Annotated in this window: 19 protein-coding genes; 10 read left to right on the top strand and 9 right to left on the bottom strand. The window is 72.3% G+C overall.

Annotated elements, in window-relative coordinates; all coding sequences use genetic code 11:
* Positions 1-286: 286 nt before the first annotated feature.
* The 6 genes from ACIRPX_RS24820 to ACIRPX_RS24795 all read right to left on the bottom strand — a co-directional run bounded on the left by ACIRPX_RS24820 (position 287) and on the right by ACIRPX_RS24795 (position 6,091).
* Positions 287-1,324, bottom strand: a complete 1,038-nt coding sequence (locus ACIRPX_RS24820) for a hypothetical protein (RefSeq protein ID WP_404198468.1) — start codon at positions 1,322-1,324, stop codon at positions 287-289.
* On the bottom strand, positions 1,324-1,986 hold the full coding sequence (locus ACIRPX_RS24815) for an RNA polymerase sigma factor (protein ID WP_404198465.1): 663 nt from the start codon (positions 1,984-1,986) through the stop codon (positions 1,324-1,326). Before ACIRPX_RS24815 ends, ACIRPX_RS24820 begins: the two co-directional genes overlap by 1 nt.
* A 376-nt stretch (positions 1,987-2,362) precedes the next feature.
* The gene (locus tag ACIRPX_RS24810) at positions 2,363-3,157 is read right to left on the bottom strand and encodes a hypothetical protein (protein WP_404198462.1); all 795 of its coding nucleotides are present in this window, start codon (positions 3,155-3,157) and stop codon (positions 2,363-2,365) included.
* Positions 3,158-3,271: 114 nt separating this feature from the next.
* Positions 3,272-3,889, bottom strand: coding sequence for an RNA polymerase sigma factor (locus ACIRPX_RS24805; RefSeq protein ID WP_404198460.1), 618 nt, complete (start codon positions 3,887-3,889; stop codon positions 3,272-3,274).
* Positions 3,890-4,162: 273 nt separating this feature from the next.
* Positions 4,163-5,635, bottom strand: a complete 1,473-nt coding sequence (locus ACIRPX_RS24800) for an MFS transporter (RefSeq protein WP_404198457.1) — start codon at positions 5,633-5,635, stop codon at positions 4,163-4,165.
* A 51-nt stretch (positions 5,636-5,686) separates the two neighbouring features.
* Positions 5,687-6,091 (bottom strand): hypothetical protein, encoded by a 405-nt coding sequence (locus ACIRPX_RS24795; protein ID WP_404198455.1) that lies wholly within the window; start codon positions 6,089-6,091, stop codon positions 5,687-5,689.
* A 173-nt stretch (positions 6,092-6,264) separates the two neighbouring features.
* On the opposite strand from ACIRPX_RS24795, the gene ACIRPX_RS24790 reads away from it, so the two are divergent.
* Positions 6,265-6,750, top strand: a complete 486-nt coding sequence (locus tag ACIRPX_RS24790) for a DUF1877 family protein (RefSeq protein ID WP_404198452.1) — start codon at positions 6,265-6,267, stop codon at positions 6,748-6,750.
* Positions 6,751-6,844: 94 nt separating this feature from the next.
* On the opposite strand, the gene ACIRPX_RS24785 is transcribed toward ACIRPX_RS24790, so the two are convergent.
* The 3 genes from ACIRPX_RS24785 to ACIRPX_RS24775 all read right to left on the bottom strand — a co-directional run bounded on the left by ACIRPX_RS24785 (position 6,845) and on the right by ACIRPX_RS24775 (position 9,714).
* Complete coding sequence (locus tag ACIRPX_RS24785) at positions 6,845-7,402, bottom strand: hypothetical protein (protein ID WP_404198449.1); 558 nt, start codon at positions 7,400-7,402, stop codon at positions 6,845-6,847.
* Positions 7,403-7,498: 96 nt separating this feature from the next.
* Complete coding sequence (locus ACIRPX_RS24780) at positions 7,499-8,002, bottom strand: hypothetical protein (protein ID WP_404198447.1); 504 nt, start codon at positions 8,000-8,002, stop codon at positions 7,499-7,501.
* Between the two features lie 107 nt (positions 8,003-8,109).
* The gene (locus ACIRPX_RS24775) at positions 8,110-9,714 is read right to left on the bottom strand and encodes a glycoside hydrolase family 20 protein (protein WP_404198554.1); all 1,605 of its coding nucleotides are present in this window, start codon (positions 9,712-9,714) and stop codon (positions 8,110-8,112) included.
* A 206-nt stretch (positions 9,715-9,920) separates the two neighbouring features.
* On the opposite strand from ACIRPX_RS24775, the gene ACIRPX_RS24770 reads away from it, so the two are divergent.
* From ACIRPX_RS24770 to ACIRPX_RS24730, 9 genes are all read left to right on the top strand, one after another.
* Complete coding sequence (locus tag ACIRPX_RS24770) at positions 9,921-10,466, top strand: 2-oxo-4-hydroxy-4-carboxy-5-ureidoimidazoline decarboxylase (protein ID WP_404198444.1); 546 nt, start codon at positions 9,921-9,923, stop codon at positions 10,464-10,466.
* Between the two features lie 188 nt (positions 10,467-10,654).
* Positions 10,655-11,035, top strand: a complete 381-nt coding sequence (gene sdhC / locus ACIRPX_RS24765; RefSeq protein ID WP_404198441.1) for a succinate dehydrogenase, cytochrome b556 subunit — start codon at positions 10,655-10,657, stop codon at positions 11,033-11,035.
* Between the two features lie 5 nt (positions 11,036-11,040).
* On the top strand, positions 11,041-11,523 hold the full coding sequence (locus ACIRPX_RS24760; RefSeq protein WP_404198439.1) for a succinate dehydrogenase hydrophobic membrane anchor subunit: 483 nt from the start codon (positions 11,041-11,043) through the stop codon (positions 11,521-11,523).
* Positions 11,524-11,542: 19 nt separating this feature from the next.
* Positions 11,543-13,297, top strand: a complete 1,755-nt coding sequence (sdhA, locus tag ACIRPX_RS24755; RefSeq protein ID WP_404198436.1) for a succinate dehydrogenase flavoprotein subunit — start codon at positions 11,543-11,545, stop codon at positions 13,295-13,297.
* Positions 13,297-14,058 (top strand): succinate dehydrogenase iron-sulfur subunit, encoded by a 762-nt coding sequence (locus tag ACIRPX_RS24750; protein WP_399141939.1) that lies wholly within the window; start codon positions 13,297-13,299, stop codon positions 14,056-14,058. The genes sdhA and ACIRPX_RS24750 overlap by 1 nt, the downstream gene beginning before the upstream one ends.
* Before the next feature lie 162 nt (positions 14,059-14,220).
* Positions 14,221-14,631, top strand: a complete 411-nt coding sequence (locus ACIRPX_RS24745) for a VOC family protein (protein WP_404198432.1) — start codon at positions 14,221-14,223, stop codon at positions 14,629-14,631.
* 94 nt (positions 14,632-14,725) lie between these two features.
* The gene (locus ACIRPX_RS24740) at positions 14,726-15,121 is read left to right on the top strand and encodes a hypothetical protein (protein ID WP_404198429.1); all 396 of its coding nucleotides are present in this window, start codon (positions 14,726-14,728) and stop codon (positions 15,119-15,121) included.
* Positions 15,118-15,618, top strand: coding sequence for a thiol-disulfide oxidoreductase DCC family protein (locus ACIRPX_RS24735; protein ID WP_404198426.1), 501 nt, complete (start codon positions 15,118-15,120; stop codon positions 15,616-15,618). The genes ACIRPX_RS24740 and ACIRPX_RS24735 overlap by 4 nt, the downstream gene beginning before the upstream one ends.
* Positions 15,619-15,629: 11 nt before the next feature.
* Positions 15,630-16,361: a TetR family transcriptional regulator gene (locus tag ACIRPX_RS24730; protein WP_404198423.1), complete on the top strand. Its 732-nt coding sequence runs from the start codon at positions 15,630-15,632 to the stop codon at positions 16,359-16,361.
* Positions 16,362-16,376 lie beyond the last annotated feature (15 nt).

The following is a 16,376-nucleotide window of genomic DNA, read 5'->3' as shown; positions in this document are numbered from 1 at the left end:
CGGGGGGGGCCGGGCCGGCTTACGGGGCGCTGACCCCACTGGGGCGGCCCGGCCAAAGGGGGGGCTCCCCGGCGGTGGGCCCAACACCGGGGAAATGGGGGGGGGGGGGGGGGGGGCCGGGGGCACGGGGCCCCCCCCGCGCCTAGGTGCACGAGCCGTAGGTACGGGGGGAACCCCGGCTCTGTGCGACGGCCGATGACCAGTCGGCTCACTCAGTACTGCGCGGGGGCGGCCGAAAACGTTACTGGCGCGGCCGAGAAAACTTCCTCCGCCGCAGAACCGCAGGTCAGAGCCCGCCGAAGGCCCGGCTGGGGGACGTGGTCGGCGTCCTGATCAGCTGCTTGGGCAGGAACGGGGCCCCGGAGGGCGACACGGCGGCGCCGGTTCCGCCGGCGCCGGGCAGTATGCCGTGGCCGTCGTCGTCACCGCCCTGGTCGCCCTGGTCGCCGCCCTGGCCGTGCTCACCGCCGGCGCCGCCCTGCTCGCCCTGGCCGCTGTCGTCGCCCTTGCCGTCCCGGTCCTCGCCCTTGTCCCGCCCGGACGTGCCGTCGGTGAGGGCGAGGACGCGCTTGCAGTACTTCTTCACGCGCCTGGGGTCGGAGCTGCCCGCGGCGTCCTCGAGGGCGCGCCTGCGGCCGGTGCCCAGTTCGTTGCCCTCGCGGATGTCGCTGCAGGCCGACGGCGCCCCGCGCCACCAGCCGCTGCGGCTGTCGGCACCGGGTGCGGACGACGCGGCCCCGCCGGACGGGCCGGGCGGGATCGCCGGGCCGGTGGTGGGGGTGCCGGAGGAGCCGTCGGGCGTGGGCTCGCCCAGGGAGCCGCCCGGCGAGGGCGACACGAGCGGGCTCGGCTGCGAGGCGGTGGCCGAGACGGAGGCGCCGGGGCCGGGCCGGTCGTGGCCGAACGGCGTCGGGAGCACCCCGCTGGTCGCCGCGACGGCGACTCCGCCGACCATGCCGGCGGCCAGCACGGCCGTCAGCGCGAAGCGCGTGGACCGGCCCCGGCGGGAGCTCCGTTTGCTCCCGCCGGGGCCGCCGATACGGACGAGGCCGGCATCCGGGAACGGGGGTGCCGCGGCCTGCGGGCCGGTGGCCGAGCGCTCGGTCCGGACCCCGGACCGAGCGGCCCGGAAGGCGGCCAGCGCGGCGGCCTCACCGGGCAGTTCGACACTGCCCGGCGGGGGCTCACAGGTCAGCCCCTCAAGCGTTTTCGCGAGGCGTTCGGCCTGATCACGGGCGCCGGGATCGACGGCCTCGAGCGACTCCCCGCGCAGCAAACTCTCCGCTGTTTCGCGGTCCAGCCACCTGTACTGCTCGTCGGCCATCACATGTCCTTCTGCGTCCGCGCACGCATATGCGTCACACTCGCGGACGTCACCGCGGCGTCGCGCGGTTCTCGCTGGGGCGGCAGTCCGTCCAGACCGCCGGGGGATTCCGGATCGTCGCCGAGCAGTTCGGCGAGCCGCTTCAGACCGCGGTGCGCCGCCGTCCGTACGGCGCCCGGGCGCTTGCCGAGCGTCTCGGCGGCGGTCTTGGCGTCCAGGCCCACGACCACCCGCAGCACGACGGCCTCGGCCTGGTCCTGCGGCAGCCGGGCGATGAGGGAGAGGGTGTGGTCGGTGGAGAGCGACTCCATGGCCTCGCCCGCGGTGTCGGACTCGGCGGGCCTGCCGGTCAGCTCCGTCTCGTCGCCGCCGATGGCGGGGCGGCGCCCGCGCATGCGGATGTGGTCCAGCGCGCGGTTGCGGGCGATCCGGGCGGCCCAGCCGCGGAAGCGGTCCGCGTCGCCCTCGAAGCGCTCCAGGTCACGGGCTATCTGCAACCAGGCCTCGGACGCCACGTCCTCGGCGTCCGGGTCGCCGACCAGTGTCCGGACGTATCCGAGCAGGCGCGGGTGCACTGCGCGGTACACAGTCCGGAACGCGGTCTCGTTCCCGTCCTGTGCCGCAAGCACCGCGGCCGTCAGCTCCGCGTCGTCCCCCAGCACCAGTGGTTCCTCGTTCGATGGTCGCGGCGTCGAGGCCGCCGATCGTTGCCATGATCTTGTCTTCCGCGCCCGGCGCGAAAGGCACGTTACGACCTGAAACCGCTGCTCGTCCATGTCCGTACAAGATGCAACCACCCAGGACGCGGCGTGGAATGCCTGGGGTGTGACAGAAACCGCACTCATGGCGCTGTAGGAAGTACGGGTCGCCGCGCGGCCCGTGCCGCGCGACGGCCGGGGCCTCTCCTGTGGGGGGTGGCGGCCCCGGCCGTTGCTTCGGTGGCGCACGGCAGGGGCCGGATCACGCCACGGCGGGGCCCCGGACGAGGGCGTGCCGAAGGCGGCACCCCTTCCGGGAAGGGACGCTCGTCCCGGACCGCTACTTGTCCTTCTTGCCGGAGTCGGCCGCCGCGGAGGCGGCCGAACCACCCGAGCTGCCCGAAACCCCCGAGCTGCCCGAACCGCCCGAGCTGCCCGCGTTGGGGTTCCTGGACGCCTTGCCCCGCTGCGTGCTCTGGGGATTCTTCGGCCGGTCGGTCGCGGACGGTGTGCTCGCCGCCGTCGGCTCCGCCAGTTCGGCGGCGCAGTAGGCCGCGACGTTCTCCTCGCCGCCCGCGGCCGCGATCAGCCGCTGCCAGGCGGTCGACTCCATCGCCTGGCCGCTGTCCTTGACCTTCTCGTACGCCTGGCAGTGCGCCTCGGCGTCCTTCGCCGTCTCCGGCCGGTCCGGCGCGTCGGTCGGGCCGGGCGTGTGCGCCGCCGCCGTACCGGAGGGAGCGGCGGGCGCGTGGGTCTGCTGCCGGGAGACGTGCCCGTCGTGCGAGGAGCCGTGGACGGAGTCGATCGCGGCGAACGCGACGCCGCCCAGGGTGAGACCGGCCAGGGAGAGCGTGAAGGTGACGCGCACCGAGCGGCGGGTGCGGCGGTGCTCGCGCGGGCGCCAGTCGTCCCGGCGGCGGGTGCGCACACCGTGCACCGCCGTCTCCCGGGCGGCGCGGAACGCCGCCACCGCCCGCTGCTCGTCGTCGGCGTCGAGCGCCTCCGCCCGCAGCACGCCGGCGATCAGGCTCTCCAGTGCGGGGCCGTCCGGCCCGTGCAGGGGGCCCGGCCGGGCCCCGCCCCGGTGCGCGTGCCGACGGGCGCGGGCACCGCCGTCGCTGTGCCGGTCACCCATGTCCGTATCCATCCGTGTGCGGCGGGCGGCCGTTCACGCCGGTCCCGCCCTCGTCGTCATTCGTCGCGTGGTGGACGTTCGATCCGTCGGGGACGGTCGCTCCGCCGCTGTCAGTCATGTCGACTCCCCCAGCGTCCGGGGATCGTCATTCGTCACACCCGGGCCGTTGATCAGGGCCGCGAGGCGCTTCAGTCCGCGGTGCGCGGCCGTGCGCACGGCGCCCGGCCGCTTGCCGAGGACGCGCGCCGCCGAGGGGCCGTCGAGCCCGACGACCACACGCAGCAGCACGGCCTCGGCCTGGTCGCGCGGCAGGCTGCGGACCAGTTCCAGGGCGCGTTCGGTGGACAGCGACTCCAGGGCCTGGTCGTGGGTGCTGTGCGGGCCGGCCAGCTCCAGCACGTCCGCGTCGAGCCCCGCCGACCGGGGCCGTACCCGCTGCCGGCGCAGGTGGTCCAGGGCGCGGTGCCGGGCGATGGTCGCGGTCCAGCCGCGGAAGCCCGCCCCGTCGCCCTTGAACCGCCCGAGGTCGCGGGCTATCTCCAGCCAGGCGTCGGACGCCACGTCCTCGGCGTCGTCCCCGACGATCCCGCGCAGATAGCCCAGGAGTCCGGGCTGCACGATCCGGTACGCGCGCGCGAAGGAGGCCTCGTCGCCCTCCTGGGCCCGCGCGACGGCCGCCCCCAGCTCCCCGTCGTACGCCTGCGTGCGGCGGGGTTCCCGTCCCTGGCCCAACAGATTCCTCGTCGTTCGTACGAGTGGTGCGCGGGTTCCGCGGAACCCGCACGGCGCGCCACGTCCACCCGTGGACGCGCCCCCACGGTCCTCTGCGTCAGGCGTCACGGAAGTGTCACAGGTGACGTTCGGTCAAAGCCGAGCGCCGTGAGTGGTCGGCACGTTCCGTCGCGGGCGCGCCGGGCACGAACTTCTCCTCGGGGCGGGGCGGTTGAGCGCTCGCGGGACGCGCGACGGTCACGGCGGACCGCCTGGTTCACGTCGGCCGGCGGCTCACAGCGCCGAGTCCACCGGCTCGGGCTTCTTGGGTGCGGCACTCTGCATCGTGGGCGCCCGGTCCGCGTTCACGACCACTGCGGCGATCAGCGCGGCCAGCAGCAGCGCGGCCATCGCCCACCACGTGGCGACGTTGAAGCCGTGCACGGTGGCCTTCGCCGCCAGCAGGCGCTTGTCCGCTCCCGGTGCCGCGTGCGCCGTCAGATACCGCGCGGTCACGGTCGCGGCGATGGTGTTGAGCAGCGCCGTGCCGATCGAACCGCCCACCTGCTGGGCGGTGTTGAAGGTCGCCGAGGCCGCGCCCGAGTCGCGCGGCGCGACGCTGCCGGTCGCCAGCGAGACGGACGTCATCATGGCCGTACCCATGCCGAGGCCGAGCATCAGCATCGCGGGCAGGATGTGCGAGGCGTACGCGGGCTCCGTGCCCACCTGCGCGATGATCGCCAGCGCGCCCGCCGCGATCAGCAGTCCCGGCACCAGCAGCACCCGCGGCGGCACCCGGTTCAGCAGCCGGGCCGCGACCTGCGTGGACCCGGTGATCATCCCGACCGTGATGGGCAGATAGGCGACGCCCGTCCGGACCGGCGAGTACCCGAGCACGCCCTGCATGTAGTACGTGAGGAACAGGAACGTGCCGAACATGCCGATGGTCACCAGCAGCGTGGTCAGGAAGGCGCCGATCCGCTGGCGGTCCCGCACCACCGACATCGGCAGCAGCGGCACCCGCGCCCGCGTCTGCCACCAGCCGAACGCCGCGAGGAGCAGGACCCCGCCGGCCAGCAGCCCCAGCACCAGGCCGTCGCTCCAGCCCCTCGACTCCGCCTCGGAGAAGCCGTACACGAGCGAGAGCATCCCCGCGGAGCCGAGCACCGCGCCGGGCACGTCGAGGCGGGCGTCGGGATGGCGCTCGCCGGGCGCGAGCAGCGCCAGCGCGCCGAAGAAGGCGACCAGGGCGATGGGGATGTTGACGTAGAGGCACCAGCGCCAGTTCAGGTACTGGGTGAGGAAGCCGCCCGCGAGCAGCCCGACGGCGGCGCCCGCGCCGATGATGGCACCGAAGATGCCGAACGCCTTCCCGCGGTCCCTGGGGTCGGTGAAGGTCGTGGCCAGCAGCGACAGCGCGGAGGGCGCCAGCAGCGCGGCGAACACGCCCTGCAGGGCCCGCGCCCCGAACAGCATCCCCGAGTTGCCGGCGGCTCCGCCGAGCGCCGAGGCGGCGGCGAAGCCGAGCAGCCCGATCACGAAGGTCGTGCGGCGTCCGACCAGGTCGGCGACCCGGCCGCCGAGCAGCAGCAGTCCGCCGAAGGCCAGCGTGTAGGCGGTGATCACCCACTGGCGGTTTCCGTCCGACATGTTCAGGTCGGCCTGGGCGGACGGCAGGGCGATGTTCACGATGGTCATGTCGAGGACGACCATCAACTGGGCGAGGGCGATGACCACCAGCGCCCACCAACGGCGGTTGTCAGCCATACGGCCATCGTGCGCCCACCCACCCCGTTTTGGGAACGCCAGCGTCTCTTATTACGGGGTTTTTGCCGCCCCGGCGGCCGTCACCGCGTCCCGGCACAGCAGCCGCAGCGAGCCGTCGCCCCGGAAGCAGCGGCGGGCCTCGTCGATCGGGTCCCACATCCGCCCGTCGGGCGTACGGATCCAGTGCTCCCCGCCGCTCGTCCACCACTCGGCGCCGGTCTGGCGGACGATCACCTCGCCCGCGTACGCCCCGAAGGAGCGCAGCACGCTCTCCACGGCGGCGTACGGCGACCCCTCCTGCCGTATCCCCTCGATGATCCGGTCGACACGCCACACACTCTGTGCCGAGTAGTCGAGGCGCACCCGCGCCCCCTCGCGCATCGACGCCACCGCGTCCGCCGCCCACCGCACGGGCTTGGTCGCCGCGTTCGGCCTGGTCTCGTGGAAGGTAGTCACATACACAGGAGCGGAACAGGTGTGCGGGACGTCACGCTTCTCCCGGAGGTTTCCCCAGATCGGCGCAGAAGCGCCCCAGCCCCGCCGCAGGACGGACACAGGACGCTCTCAGGTGCGCGTTCCTTGCGGGAGTGACGCTTGGCCCCGTCCGTGCGCTCCTCTCACTGATGAGCATGTACTTCCATCTCCGCGCGGTGCCCCCGTCGGCGCTGCGCAACAGCGCGAACTGGTTGCAGCGGCTGTTCGAGGACGACTGGACGACCGTGCGCCGAAGGATCGACCGGCACCGGGAGGAATTCCTGTACCGGCACCACCCCGATCACCACTTTCTCTACGCGGGCGCCCTCCCGCACCGCACCGGGCAGGGCCCGCCGTGCGACGTCGTGCTCGGCGGCAGCCCGGTCCCGCACCCGGAACCCGACCACCCGCCGTTCCTCCTGCTGCCGGCGGCCCGGGCCGCCCAGGTCGCCGCGTTCCTGACGACGGCCGACATCGCCGACCTGTGGCACCGGGCCCGCGGGGAACTCCTCCCCCACTACGGCGGCGCCCCGGTGGAGGAGCAGACCCGCACGCTCTTCGAGTCCGCCCACCACGACCTGACGGCCTTCTACCGCAGGACCGCCGAGTACGGGGACGCGGTGGTCAAATGCGTGCTGTGACGAGCGGGGCTCGCCGCGGCGCCCCGTCAGGGGCGCGCGGAACCGCGCGGGCGACCGCACCGGACCCGTGCCCGCCGACGAACCCGGAGCCGCCCTACCCCAACCGCGCCCGCCGGGCGACAACGGCCTGCAGCACCCGCCGCCCCTCGACGGAGACCTCCAAGGCCCGCCGCAGCCCGCCCGCGCCGTGCCCGGCCAGCACCTCGAGCACCGTCACCTGCCGCCGCAGCTCGGCGGCGACGAGGGGGGACATCCCGTCCGTACGCCCCTCGCGGCGCGCGTCGACCGACGACGCCTCGTCGTCGACCAGATCCAGCAGCCGGTGTATCTGCAGCGCGGCCACCGAGCAGGCGTCCGCCCACACCCGGACCGGCCCACCATCGAGTTCGTCCGGCGCGGCCGCCAGCATCCGGCGGGCCAGCATGGTCGCCTCGCTGTCGCCCGGCTCCTCCGGCCCGCCGAGCTTGCCGCGCGCGTCCTCCAGCCGCTCGGCCCAGTCGCCGGTGCCGTCGGCGTCGGCGAGGTTGGCCCACAACGGCCGCAGCACCTCGTCGTCGCCGCCCAGCAGGGGCACGCAGCGGTCCAAACAAGCCAACCCACTGGCCGCCAGTCCGCGTTCGTCGGCCTGAGCGATCAGGTCCACCAGGCTCATCCACGCCTCCCTCTGCGGGGCTCTCGCACGGTTCAGCAGGGCTCTTGCCTCACCGAGCCCGCACTTTCCCTTACTGCGTGCGACGGCCCGTGAGTGTCACAGCGGCACCACGCCGAGCCGGTCGAGGAGCTGGAAGAAGAGGTTTTCGGCCAAGGGGTCCGGGTCGGCGGTCAGTACGTCGACCAGCGGTCCGGCCGCCACGGCGTGCCCGGCCTCCGCGGCCCAGGCGACCGCCCGGTCGGCGGCGTCCCGGGGCTGGAGGAAGTAGTCCTCGAGCGTGAGCCCGTCGCTCGCCGCGCCGAGGTGGCCGGCCATCGCGGCCCGCGCCAGACACGTCGTCCACGCGCCGCTCTCCGGCGCCGAGGCCTCCACCACCACGCAGTCGCTGTCCATGACGTATCCGAAGAGCGCCGGGGCCCCGCTCTCCCCGGCGAGGACGTTCATGTTCCCGACCTCGCCCTCGCCGCCCGGGTATTCCCACACCTGCCAGCCGCCGGGCGCCTCGGTGCGCAGCTCCATGCCCTTGGCGTCCGACAGCGCGTCCAGCTCCGCGAGCGGCCGCTCGCTGCGGCCCACGACGAAGTACCCCCAGTAGCCCATGTCCCGCTCCCCCACGGCTGAATCGGCTTCGGCTCGCGCCGAATACACCACATTCGTACGACAGTTCGCAGCCGTACGCGCCAAATGGCCGGGGTTTCGGGTCGGGCTCAGCCCAGCTTGGCCGCCAGTGCCTGGAACTGCGTCCACGTCAGCGCCGGTGTCCGCGCGTCCCAGAGCTTCTGGACCGTCGCCCGCAGCGGCATCCGGATGCCGGCCGCGACCTGGTCCTGCGTCTGCGAGCCGGAGAGGTCGCACCAGACCGCGAAGGATCCGCCCAGGATCTGGGCGTCGTACCGGGCGGGCACCGGCTGGGTACCGCGCACGACGCGCGGGGTCCACCGCTCGTAGATCCGCCGCCCCGTCGGGTACACGAAGTGGTTCGGCTGCCCGAGGACGTAGTAGAGGAACTCGTCGTTGTAGTTGATCAGCTTCCGCCCGGCGCTCAGGTACGCCACCGGCTGCCGCGCCCCGATCTCCTTGCCGGTCCAGTACGCGACCTGGAGGTCCTTGGCGGGCTGCACGGACGTGCCCGTGTAGAAGCCGTCGTTCCACGCCCGCATCGCCGGCCCGTGCGCCCGGACCGTCGAGGCGCGGTCGTTAAGCCACCCCGTGGCGAGGTCGGAGACGGTTGCGCCGGATCCGTACGCCCTCCGGGCTGCGGCGGCCAGCTGCGGATAGGTGGCGGACGGGCTGGAGACCGTCAGCGCCCGGTACTCGTCACCGCCGAGGTTCCACCGCCCGCCGGGGAAGAGACCGGCGTACTCGTCCAGCAGGTCGTCGACGATCTCGGCGGCGGCCGGCCGGGAGATGTCGACGGCCCCGCGCGCCGCCACGCCCCGGGTGCTGCGCAGCTGGAGGCCGGGGTGGGCGGCGATGACGGCCCCCAGGTGCCCCGGCGAGTCGATCTCGGGGACCACGGTGATGTGCCGGCTCGCGGCGAGGTCGACGATCTTCTTGACCTCGGCCTTCGTCAGATGCTGCCGCGAGACGACCTCGGGGTGCGTGCCGGACTCGATCCGGAAGCCCTGGTCGTCGGAGAAGTGCAGCCCCAGCTCGTTGAACTTCAGGTCGCCGAGCTCGCGCACCCGGTCCTCGATCCAGCCCGCCGTGAAGTGCTTGCGGGCGATGTCCAGCATGAACCCGCGCACCGGCTTGGCCGGCCCGTCCCGCACGACGCCTTCGGGCGCGGTGCCCCCGCCGTGCACCTCCTGCTTGAGCGTCCGGGTGCCGTAGAAGACCCCGGCGTCGGAGCGCCCGCTGATGGTCACCCGCCCGCCGCGCACGGTCATCGTGTACGACTCCGGGTCCGCCCCCTCGTCGTCGTCGAGCGCCAGCCGTACGTCCCCGGCCCGCAGGTCGTCCTGCTCGCCGCCGTACGTCAGCCCCAGCTCACCGGCGATCAGCCGGCCCTCGTCGGCCAGACCGGCGTCCCCGACCACCACGCGCTCTCCGCGCGCCGGCCGCCAGCCGGGGCCGCGGGCCGCGGTGTGGGAGCGGACGGCCGGAATGGTGCTCGGGGCCTTGGAGAGGGCGTAGGAACGGGTCGGGCTCGGCTTCGCGCTCACGCCGCCGGAGCCGGGCGACTTCCCGGTCCGCCCGCCCGAGGGCCGCGGCTGGGCCGACCCCGCCGGGCCGCCGTCGTCGCCGGAGGCCCACAGCCCGAGACCGACCCCGAGGGCGATGGTCCCGGCGACGGCGCCCGCGACGACCATCCGCCTCTGCTTGACGTTCCGCGCCGGAGGCCGGCGCCGGTGCTGGCTCACGAGGCCAACCTAGAACCCTCGGGCACCACGATGCGTCCACCCCACGTTCCGAAACTCTCCCCTCCGGGTGAAATTCGGGCATCCGTCGGACACGTCATGCCCACTCTCGATAACGTGACGTCACACCTCCCACAGCTTCCTCTGCCGAAACCCACGTGACGCCCACACACCTTCCTGGCCGGGTCGCCGCCATACCGGCACTGCCCGAGCAGACGCGCACTCCACCGTCCCCGAACGGGCTGCGAGAGTTCAACACCGTGCCCTCCGACGAGGCGCGTCGCCTCCTGCTCACCTGCCTGCGCAGCCTCAGCTGGGCGCACCGGGTGGCGGCCCACCGCCCCTACCCGGATCTCGGCTCCCTCCTCGCCGCCTCCGACGAGGCCGCCTACGACCTCTCCCCGGCCGACCTGTCGGAGGCGCTGGCCGGCGAGGCCTGGCCTGGCCTCCCGGACGAGGCGTACGGGGCCGCCCACACGGCACTGAGCGCGGCCCACGCGGCCTACGAGGCCCGTTTCGGCCACTCCTTCGTCATCTACGTCGGCGACGCGCCCCCCGGCGAGTACCTCGACCGCATCCTCGAGGGCATCCGCTCCCGGCTGGCGAACGACCCGGAGGAGGAGCGGGTGGTGGCGGCCGAGGAACTGCGGCGCCACGCCAAGGACCGGCTGGCCCAGCTGCTCGGGGGCGCGGCCGGCGCATAGCGGACACGCCACCCGCAAACCGCCCCTCTCACCCATACGCGTGCCACTTTGATCACACCCGCAGGCCCGGCGTCAGCCCCGCGGCGACGCCTGAGTACGATGCTGGGGGCCGGTGGACCGTACCCGGCCGGGCCCGACCGACAGCACAAGCCGGCGCGGCTCCCATCCCCGCTCCCGGAGGGACTTCCGTGCCGGCTGGAACGCTGTACCGCGGCCGGGAAGGAATGTGGTCCTGGGTGGCTCACCGAGTCACCGGCGTCCTCATCTTCTTCTTCCTGTTCGTTCACGTGCTGGACACCGCTCTCGTTCGCGTCTCCCCCGAGGACTACGACAAGGTCGTAGCCACGTACAAGACCCCGATCGTGGCTGTGCTGGAGTACGGCCTCGTCGCGGCCGTCCTCTTCCACGCGCTGAACGGCCTGCGCGTCATCGCCGTCGACTTCTGGTCGAAGGGCCCGCGCTACCAGAAGCAGATGCTCTGGTCCGTCGTAGGCATCTGGGTCGTGCTGATGATCGGGGCGATCTACCCCGTCCTCGGCCACGCCGCTCGTGAACTGTTCGGGAGCTGAGACCGATGGCGACCACTGAAACCACCGTGTCCGGGATCGGCCCCGTCGAAGGCGGCTCCGTCTACAACGTCGACAACCCGGCGCCCCTCATCGAGGCCCCGCGCAAGCGCACCAAGAAGACCCCGCGGTCGACCCGGGGCAACTTCGAGATGGCGGCCTGGCTCTTCATGCGCCTGTCCGGCGTCGTCCTCGTGGTCCTGGTCATCGGCCACCTGCTGATCCAGCTGGTGCTGGACGGCGGTGTCTCGAAGATCGGCTTCGCCTTCGTGGCCGGCCGCTGGGCGTCCCCCTTCTGGCAGGTGTGGGACCTCCTGATGCTGTGGCTCGCGATGCTGCACGGCGCCAACGGCCTGCGCACGATCATCAACGACTACGCGGAGCGCGCGAACACCCGGCTGTGGCTGAAGGCCCTGCTCTACACCGCCACGGTGTTCACCGTCCTGCTGGGCACGCTGGTGATCTTCACCTTCGACCCGAACATCCGCTAGGCACGGGGCTGCGAGAATCATGAAGATCCACAAGTACGACACCGTCATCGTCGGCGCCGGCGGCGCCGGCATGCGCGCGGCCATCGAGTCGACGAAGCGCAGCCGCACCGCCGTGCTGACCAAGCTGTACCCCACCCGCTCCCACACGGGCGCCGCGCAGGGCGGCATGGCCGCCGCGCTCGCCAACGTGGAGGAGGACAACTGGGAGTGGCACACCTTCGACACGGTCAAGGGCGGTGACTACCTGGTCGACCAGGACGCCGCCGAGATCCTGGCGAAGGAGGCCATCGACTCGGTCCTCGACCTGGAGAAGATGGGCCTGCCGTTCAACCGGACGCCCAACGGCACGATCGACCAGCGCCGGTTCGGCGGCCACAGCCGCAACCACGGCGAGGCCCCGGTCCGCCGCTCCTGCTACGCGGCCGACCGCACCGGCCACATGATCCTGCAGACGCTGTACCAGAACTGCGTGAAGGAGGGCGTGGAGTTCTTCAACGAGTTCTACGTCCTCGACCAGCTGATCACCGAGGTCGACGGCGTCAGGAAGTCGGCCGGTGTGGTGGCGTACGAGCTGGCGACCGGCGAGATCCACGTCTTCCGGGCGAAGGCCGTCATCTACGCCTCCGGCGGCACCGGCAAGTTCTTCAAGGTGACGTCGAACGCGCACACGCTGACGGGTGACGGCCAGGCGGCGGTCTACCGTCGCGGGCTGCCGCTGGAGGACATGGAGTTCTTCCAGTTCCACCCGACCGGCATCTGGCGCATGGGCATCCTGCTGACGGAGGGCGCCCGCGGTGAGGGCGGCATCCTGCGCAACAAGGACGGCGAGCGCTTCATGGAGAAGTACGCGCCGGTCATGAAGGACCTCGCCTCCCGTGACGTCGTCTCCCGCTCCATCTACACGGAGATCCGCGAGGGCCGCGGCTGCGGCCCCGAGGGCGACCACGTCTACCTCGACCTGACGCACCTCCCGCCGGAGCAGCTGGACGCCAAGCTGCCCGACATCACGGAGTTCGCGCGCACCTACCTCGGCATCGAGCCCTACACGGACCCGATCCCGATCCAGCCGACCGCGCACTACGCGATGGGCGGCATCCCGACGAACGTCGAGGGTGAGGTCCTGTCGGACAACACCACCGTCGTCCCGGGCCTGTACGCGGCCGGCGAGGTCGCCTGCGTGTCGGTGCACGGCGCCAACCGCCTGGGCACCAACTCGCTGCTGGACATCAACGTGTTCGGCCGCAGGGCCGGCATCGCGGCGGCGGAGTACAGCGCGACGGTGGACTTCGTCGAGCTGCCGGAGAACCCGGCGCAGCTCGTGATCGACCAGGTCGAGCAGCTGCGTACGTCGACGGGCACCGAACGTGTGGCGGCCATCCGCCGCGAGCTGCAGGAGACCATGGACGCGAACGTCATGGTGTTCCGCACCGAGCAGACGATCAAGACGGCCGTCGAGAAGATCGCCGAGCTGCGCGCGCGCTACAAGAACGTCGCGATCCAGGACAAGGGCCGGCGGTTCAACACGGACCTGCTGGAGGCCGTCGAGCTGGGCAACCTGCTCGACCTGGCCGAGGTCATGGCCGTGTCCGCACTGGCCCGCAAGGAGTCCCGCGGTGGTCACTACCGCGAGGACTACCCCAACCGCGACGACGTCAACTTCATGCGCCACACCATGGCGTACCGCGAGGTGGGCGACGACGGCACCGAGTCCATCCGTCTCGACTACAAGCCGGTCGTCCAGACCCGCTACCAGCCGATGGAGCGTAAGTACTGATGGCAACCCCTGTTCTGGACAAGGTGGAGGCGGAGTCCGCGGCGTCCCCCTACATCACGGTCACCTTCCGCGTGCGCCGCTTCAACCCCGAGGTCTCGGCCGAGGCGACCTGGGAGGACTTCCAGCTGGAGATCGACCCCAAGGAGCGCGTCCTCGACGGCCTGCACAAGATCAAGTGGGACGTCGACGGCACGCTGACGTTCCGCCGGTCCTGCGCGCACGGCATCTGCGGTTCCGACGCCATGCGGATCAACGGCAAGAACCGCCTGGCCTGCAAGACGCTGATCAAGGACATCAACCCCGAGAAGCCGATCACGGTCGAGCCCATCAAGGGCCTGACGGTCCTGAAGGACCTGGTCGTCGACATGGACCCGTTCTTCCAGGCGTACCGGGACGTGATGCCCTTCCTGATCACGAAGGACACCAACGAGCCGACGCGTGAGCGGCTGCAGTCGGCGGAGGACCGCGCGCGGTTCGACGACACGACGAAGTGCATCCTCTGCGCCGCCTGCACGTCCTCGTGCCCGGTCTTCTGGAACGACGGCCAGTACTTCGGCCCGGCGGCCATCGTCAACGCGCACCGCTTCATCTTCGACTCGCGTGACGAGGCCGGCGAGCAGCGCCTGGAGATCCTCAACGACCGTGACGGCGTGTGGCGTTGCCGCACGACCTTCAACTGCACGGACGCCTGCCCGCGCGGCATCGAGGTCACCAAGGCGATCCAGGAGGTCAAGCGGGCGCTGATCACGCGCCGCTTCTGAGCTCCGCCTTCACACGCGGGACGGGCCCCGTCTCCGGTTGCGCACCGGGGGCGGGGCCCTCGTGCGTCCGCCGCGGGTCTCGTACGGGCCCCGGAACACCCGTGGCGAAGGGCGCCACCGGCAATCACCGGTTCCGGCGGCCCCCGCACCTATTCTGACGGTATGTCAGATGACCAGTCGTACGAACTGCTCGGATTCGACAACGTCCTGCTGCCCGTCGGGGACCTCGGCACGGCGGTCGGCTTCTACGAGAGCGCCGGATTCTCGGTGGGGTTCCGGTTCGACGAGGCCGGGATCGCGCTGCTCAAGGCCGGGGGCGAGACGCCCGGCGTCCTGCTGCGGCAGGAGGACGGGCTGGGCCACAGACCGCCGCCCTGGCCCTCCGCGCGCCTGTGGATCGAGGTGGCCGACGCCCGGCAGGCGGCCCGCGTGCTCGCCGCCGCGGGCATCACCCCGCTCGACGAACCCTTCGCCGCGGCCACCGGCTGGACGGTGGAGATCGCCGACCCGTGGGGGAACGTCGTCGGCTTCACCGACTACAGCAAGCGCCCCGAGTTGGGCCGCCGCCCCTGAACCAGCCACTCCCGCCGCCTGGTTGAACGCGTTCAAAAATAGGTCTAGAGTCATCCCCGTCAGCTTTTTGAACGCGTTCAAGAAGGGGTGGGGCATGGACCGCACGGTCGTCGCCTACGTCATCTACCTGCTGGTCAGCATCTCGCTGACCATCTGGGTGGCCCGCACGCTCAGCCGTAACGGGCGGATCTTCCTCTCCGACGTGCTGAAGGGGAACGAGCAGCTCGCCGAGGCCGTGAACCACCTCCTGGTGGTCGGCTTCTACCTCGTCAACCTCGGCTTCGTCGCCCTGTACCTGAGCGGCGACGGGACCATCGAGGACACCCGGGGGATCTTCGAGACCCTGTCGACCAAGCTCGGCGTGGTGCTGCTGGTGCTCGGCGTGCTGCACCTGGGCAACGTGTACGTCCTCAACAAGATCCGGCGGCGCGGGGCGCTGGAGCGCGAGCAGGTGCCCCCGGTCGCGCCGCAGGACTGGGTCGGGGCATGAGAACCGTGAGCGCCACCGCGGCGGACGGGGTCCCGGTCCGCCGGCTCACCCTCCTGTACGACGCCGAGTGCTCGCTGTGCGTCTTCGTGCGCGACTGGCTCGGCCGGCAGCCGCAGCTCGTGCCGGTGGATCTCGTGCCCGCGGGCTCGGAGGGGGCCCGGCGGCGCTTCCCCGGCCTCGACCACCGCGCCACCCTCGAAGACATCACCGCCGTGGGCGACGCGGGGCAGGTCTACCGGGGCGCCGCCGCCTGGATCGTCACCCTGTGGGCGCTGCGCGAGCACCGGGCGCTCGCCCACCGGCTCAGCACCCCGGCGGGCGCGAAGCTCGCCAGGGGCGCGGTGCTCGCGGCGGCGAAGTGGCGGGGCGGGCAGTGGGGCGGCCAGGCGTACGGCCGCGGGGACGGCCGGCGGTACGGCCCGGGGACGGGTGGCCCGGGGACGGGCCCGCGGTACATCGCGCCGGGCTGCGACAGCGGTACGTGCGTCACCCCTTAGGCTCTCGTTCCGTGCCTGTGAAGAACGACGGCCCCGGCGAGGGCGCCAACCCCACCAAGTCCGAGCAGACCCGTGCGCTGATCCTGGAGACCGCGATGCGGCTGTTCCAGGAGCGCGGCTACGACAAGACGACGATGCGGGCCATCGCCACGGAGGCCGGGGTCTCCGTGGGCAACGCGTACTACTACTTCGCGGGCAAGGAGCACCTGATCCAGGGCTTCTACGACCGGATCGCCGCCGAGCACCGGGTGGCGGCCCGGGAGGTCCTGGAGCGGGAGACCGACCTGGAGGCGCGGCTCGCCGGGGTGCTGCGCGTGTGGCTGGACATCGCCACGCCCTACCACGAGTTCGCGGTCCAGTTCTTCAAGAACGCCGCCGACCCGGACAGTCCGCTCAGCCCGTTCTCCGAGGAATCGGAGCACGCGCGCGAGGAGGCCGTCTCCATCCACCGGGAGGTGCTCGCGGGGGCGACCAGGACCAAGGTCCCGGAGGAGCTGCGGGACGTCCTGCCGGAGTTGATGTGGCTCTCCCAGATGGGCCTGGTCCTGTACTGGATCTTCGACCGCACGGAGGGCCGGGAGCGCAGCTACCGGCTCGCCGAGCGGGGGGCCCGGCTGACCGCCCGGGGCGTCTCCCTGGCCCGCTTCCGGGTGCTGCGGCCGCTGGTGCTGGAGGTGCACGAGCTGTTCACGGACTTCCTGCCGGGAATGACGAAGGTGCTCCCCACTCCCGGCAGGCGCTAAGGGGTGTCTGCCGGG

It is taken from the genome of Streptomyces sp. NPDC101225, assembly GCF_044767585.1.
Classification (GTDB): Bacteria; Actinomycetota; Actinomycetes; order Streptomycetales; family Streptomycetaceae; genus Streptomyces.
Note: the sequence above shows the minus strand (reverse complement) of the source record. Positions and strands in the feature narration are given on the sequence as shown.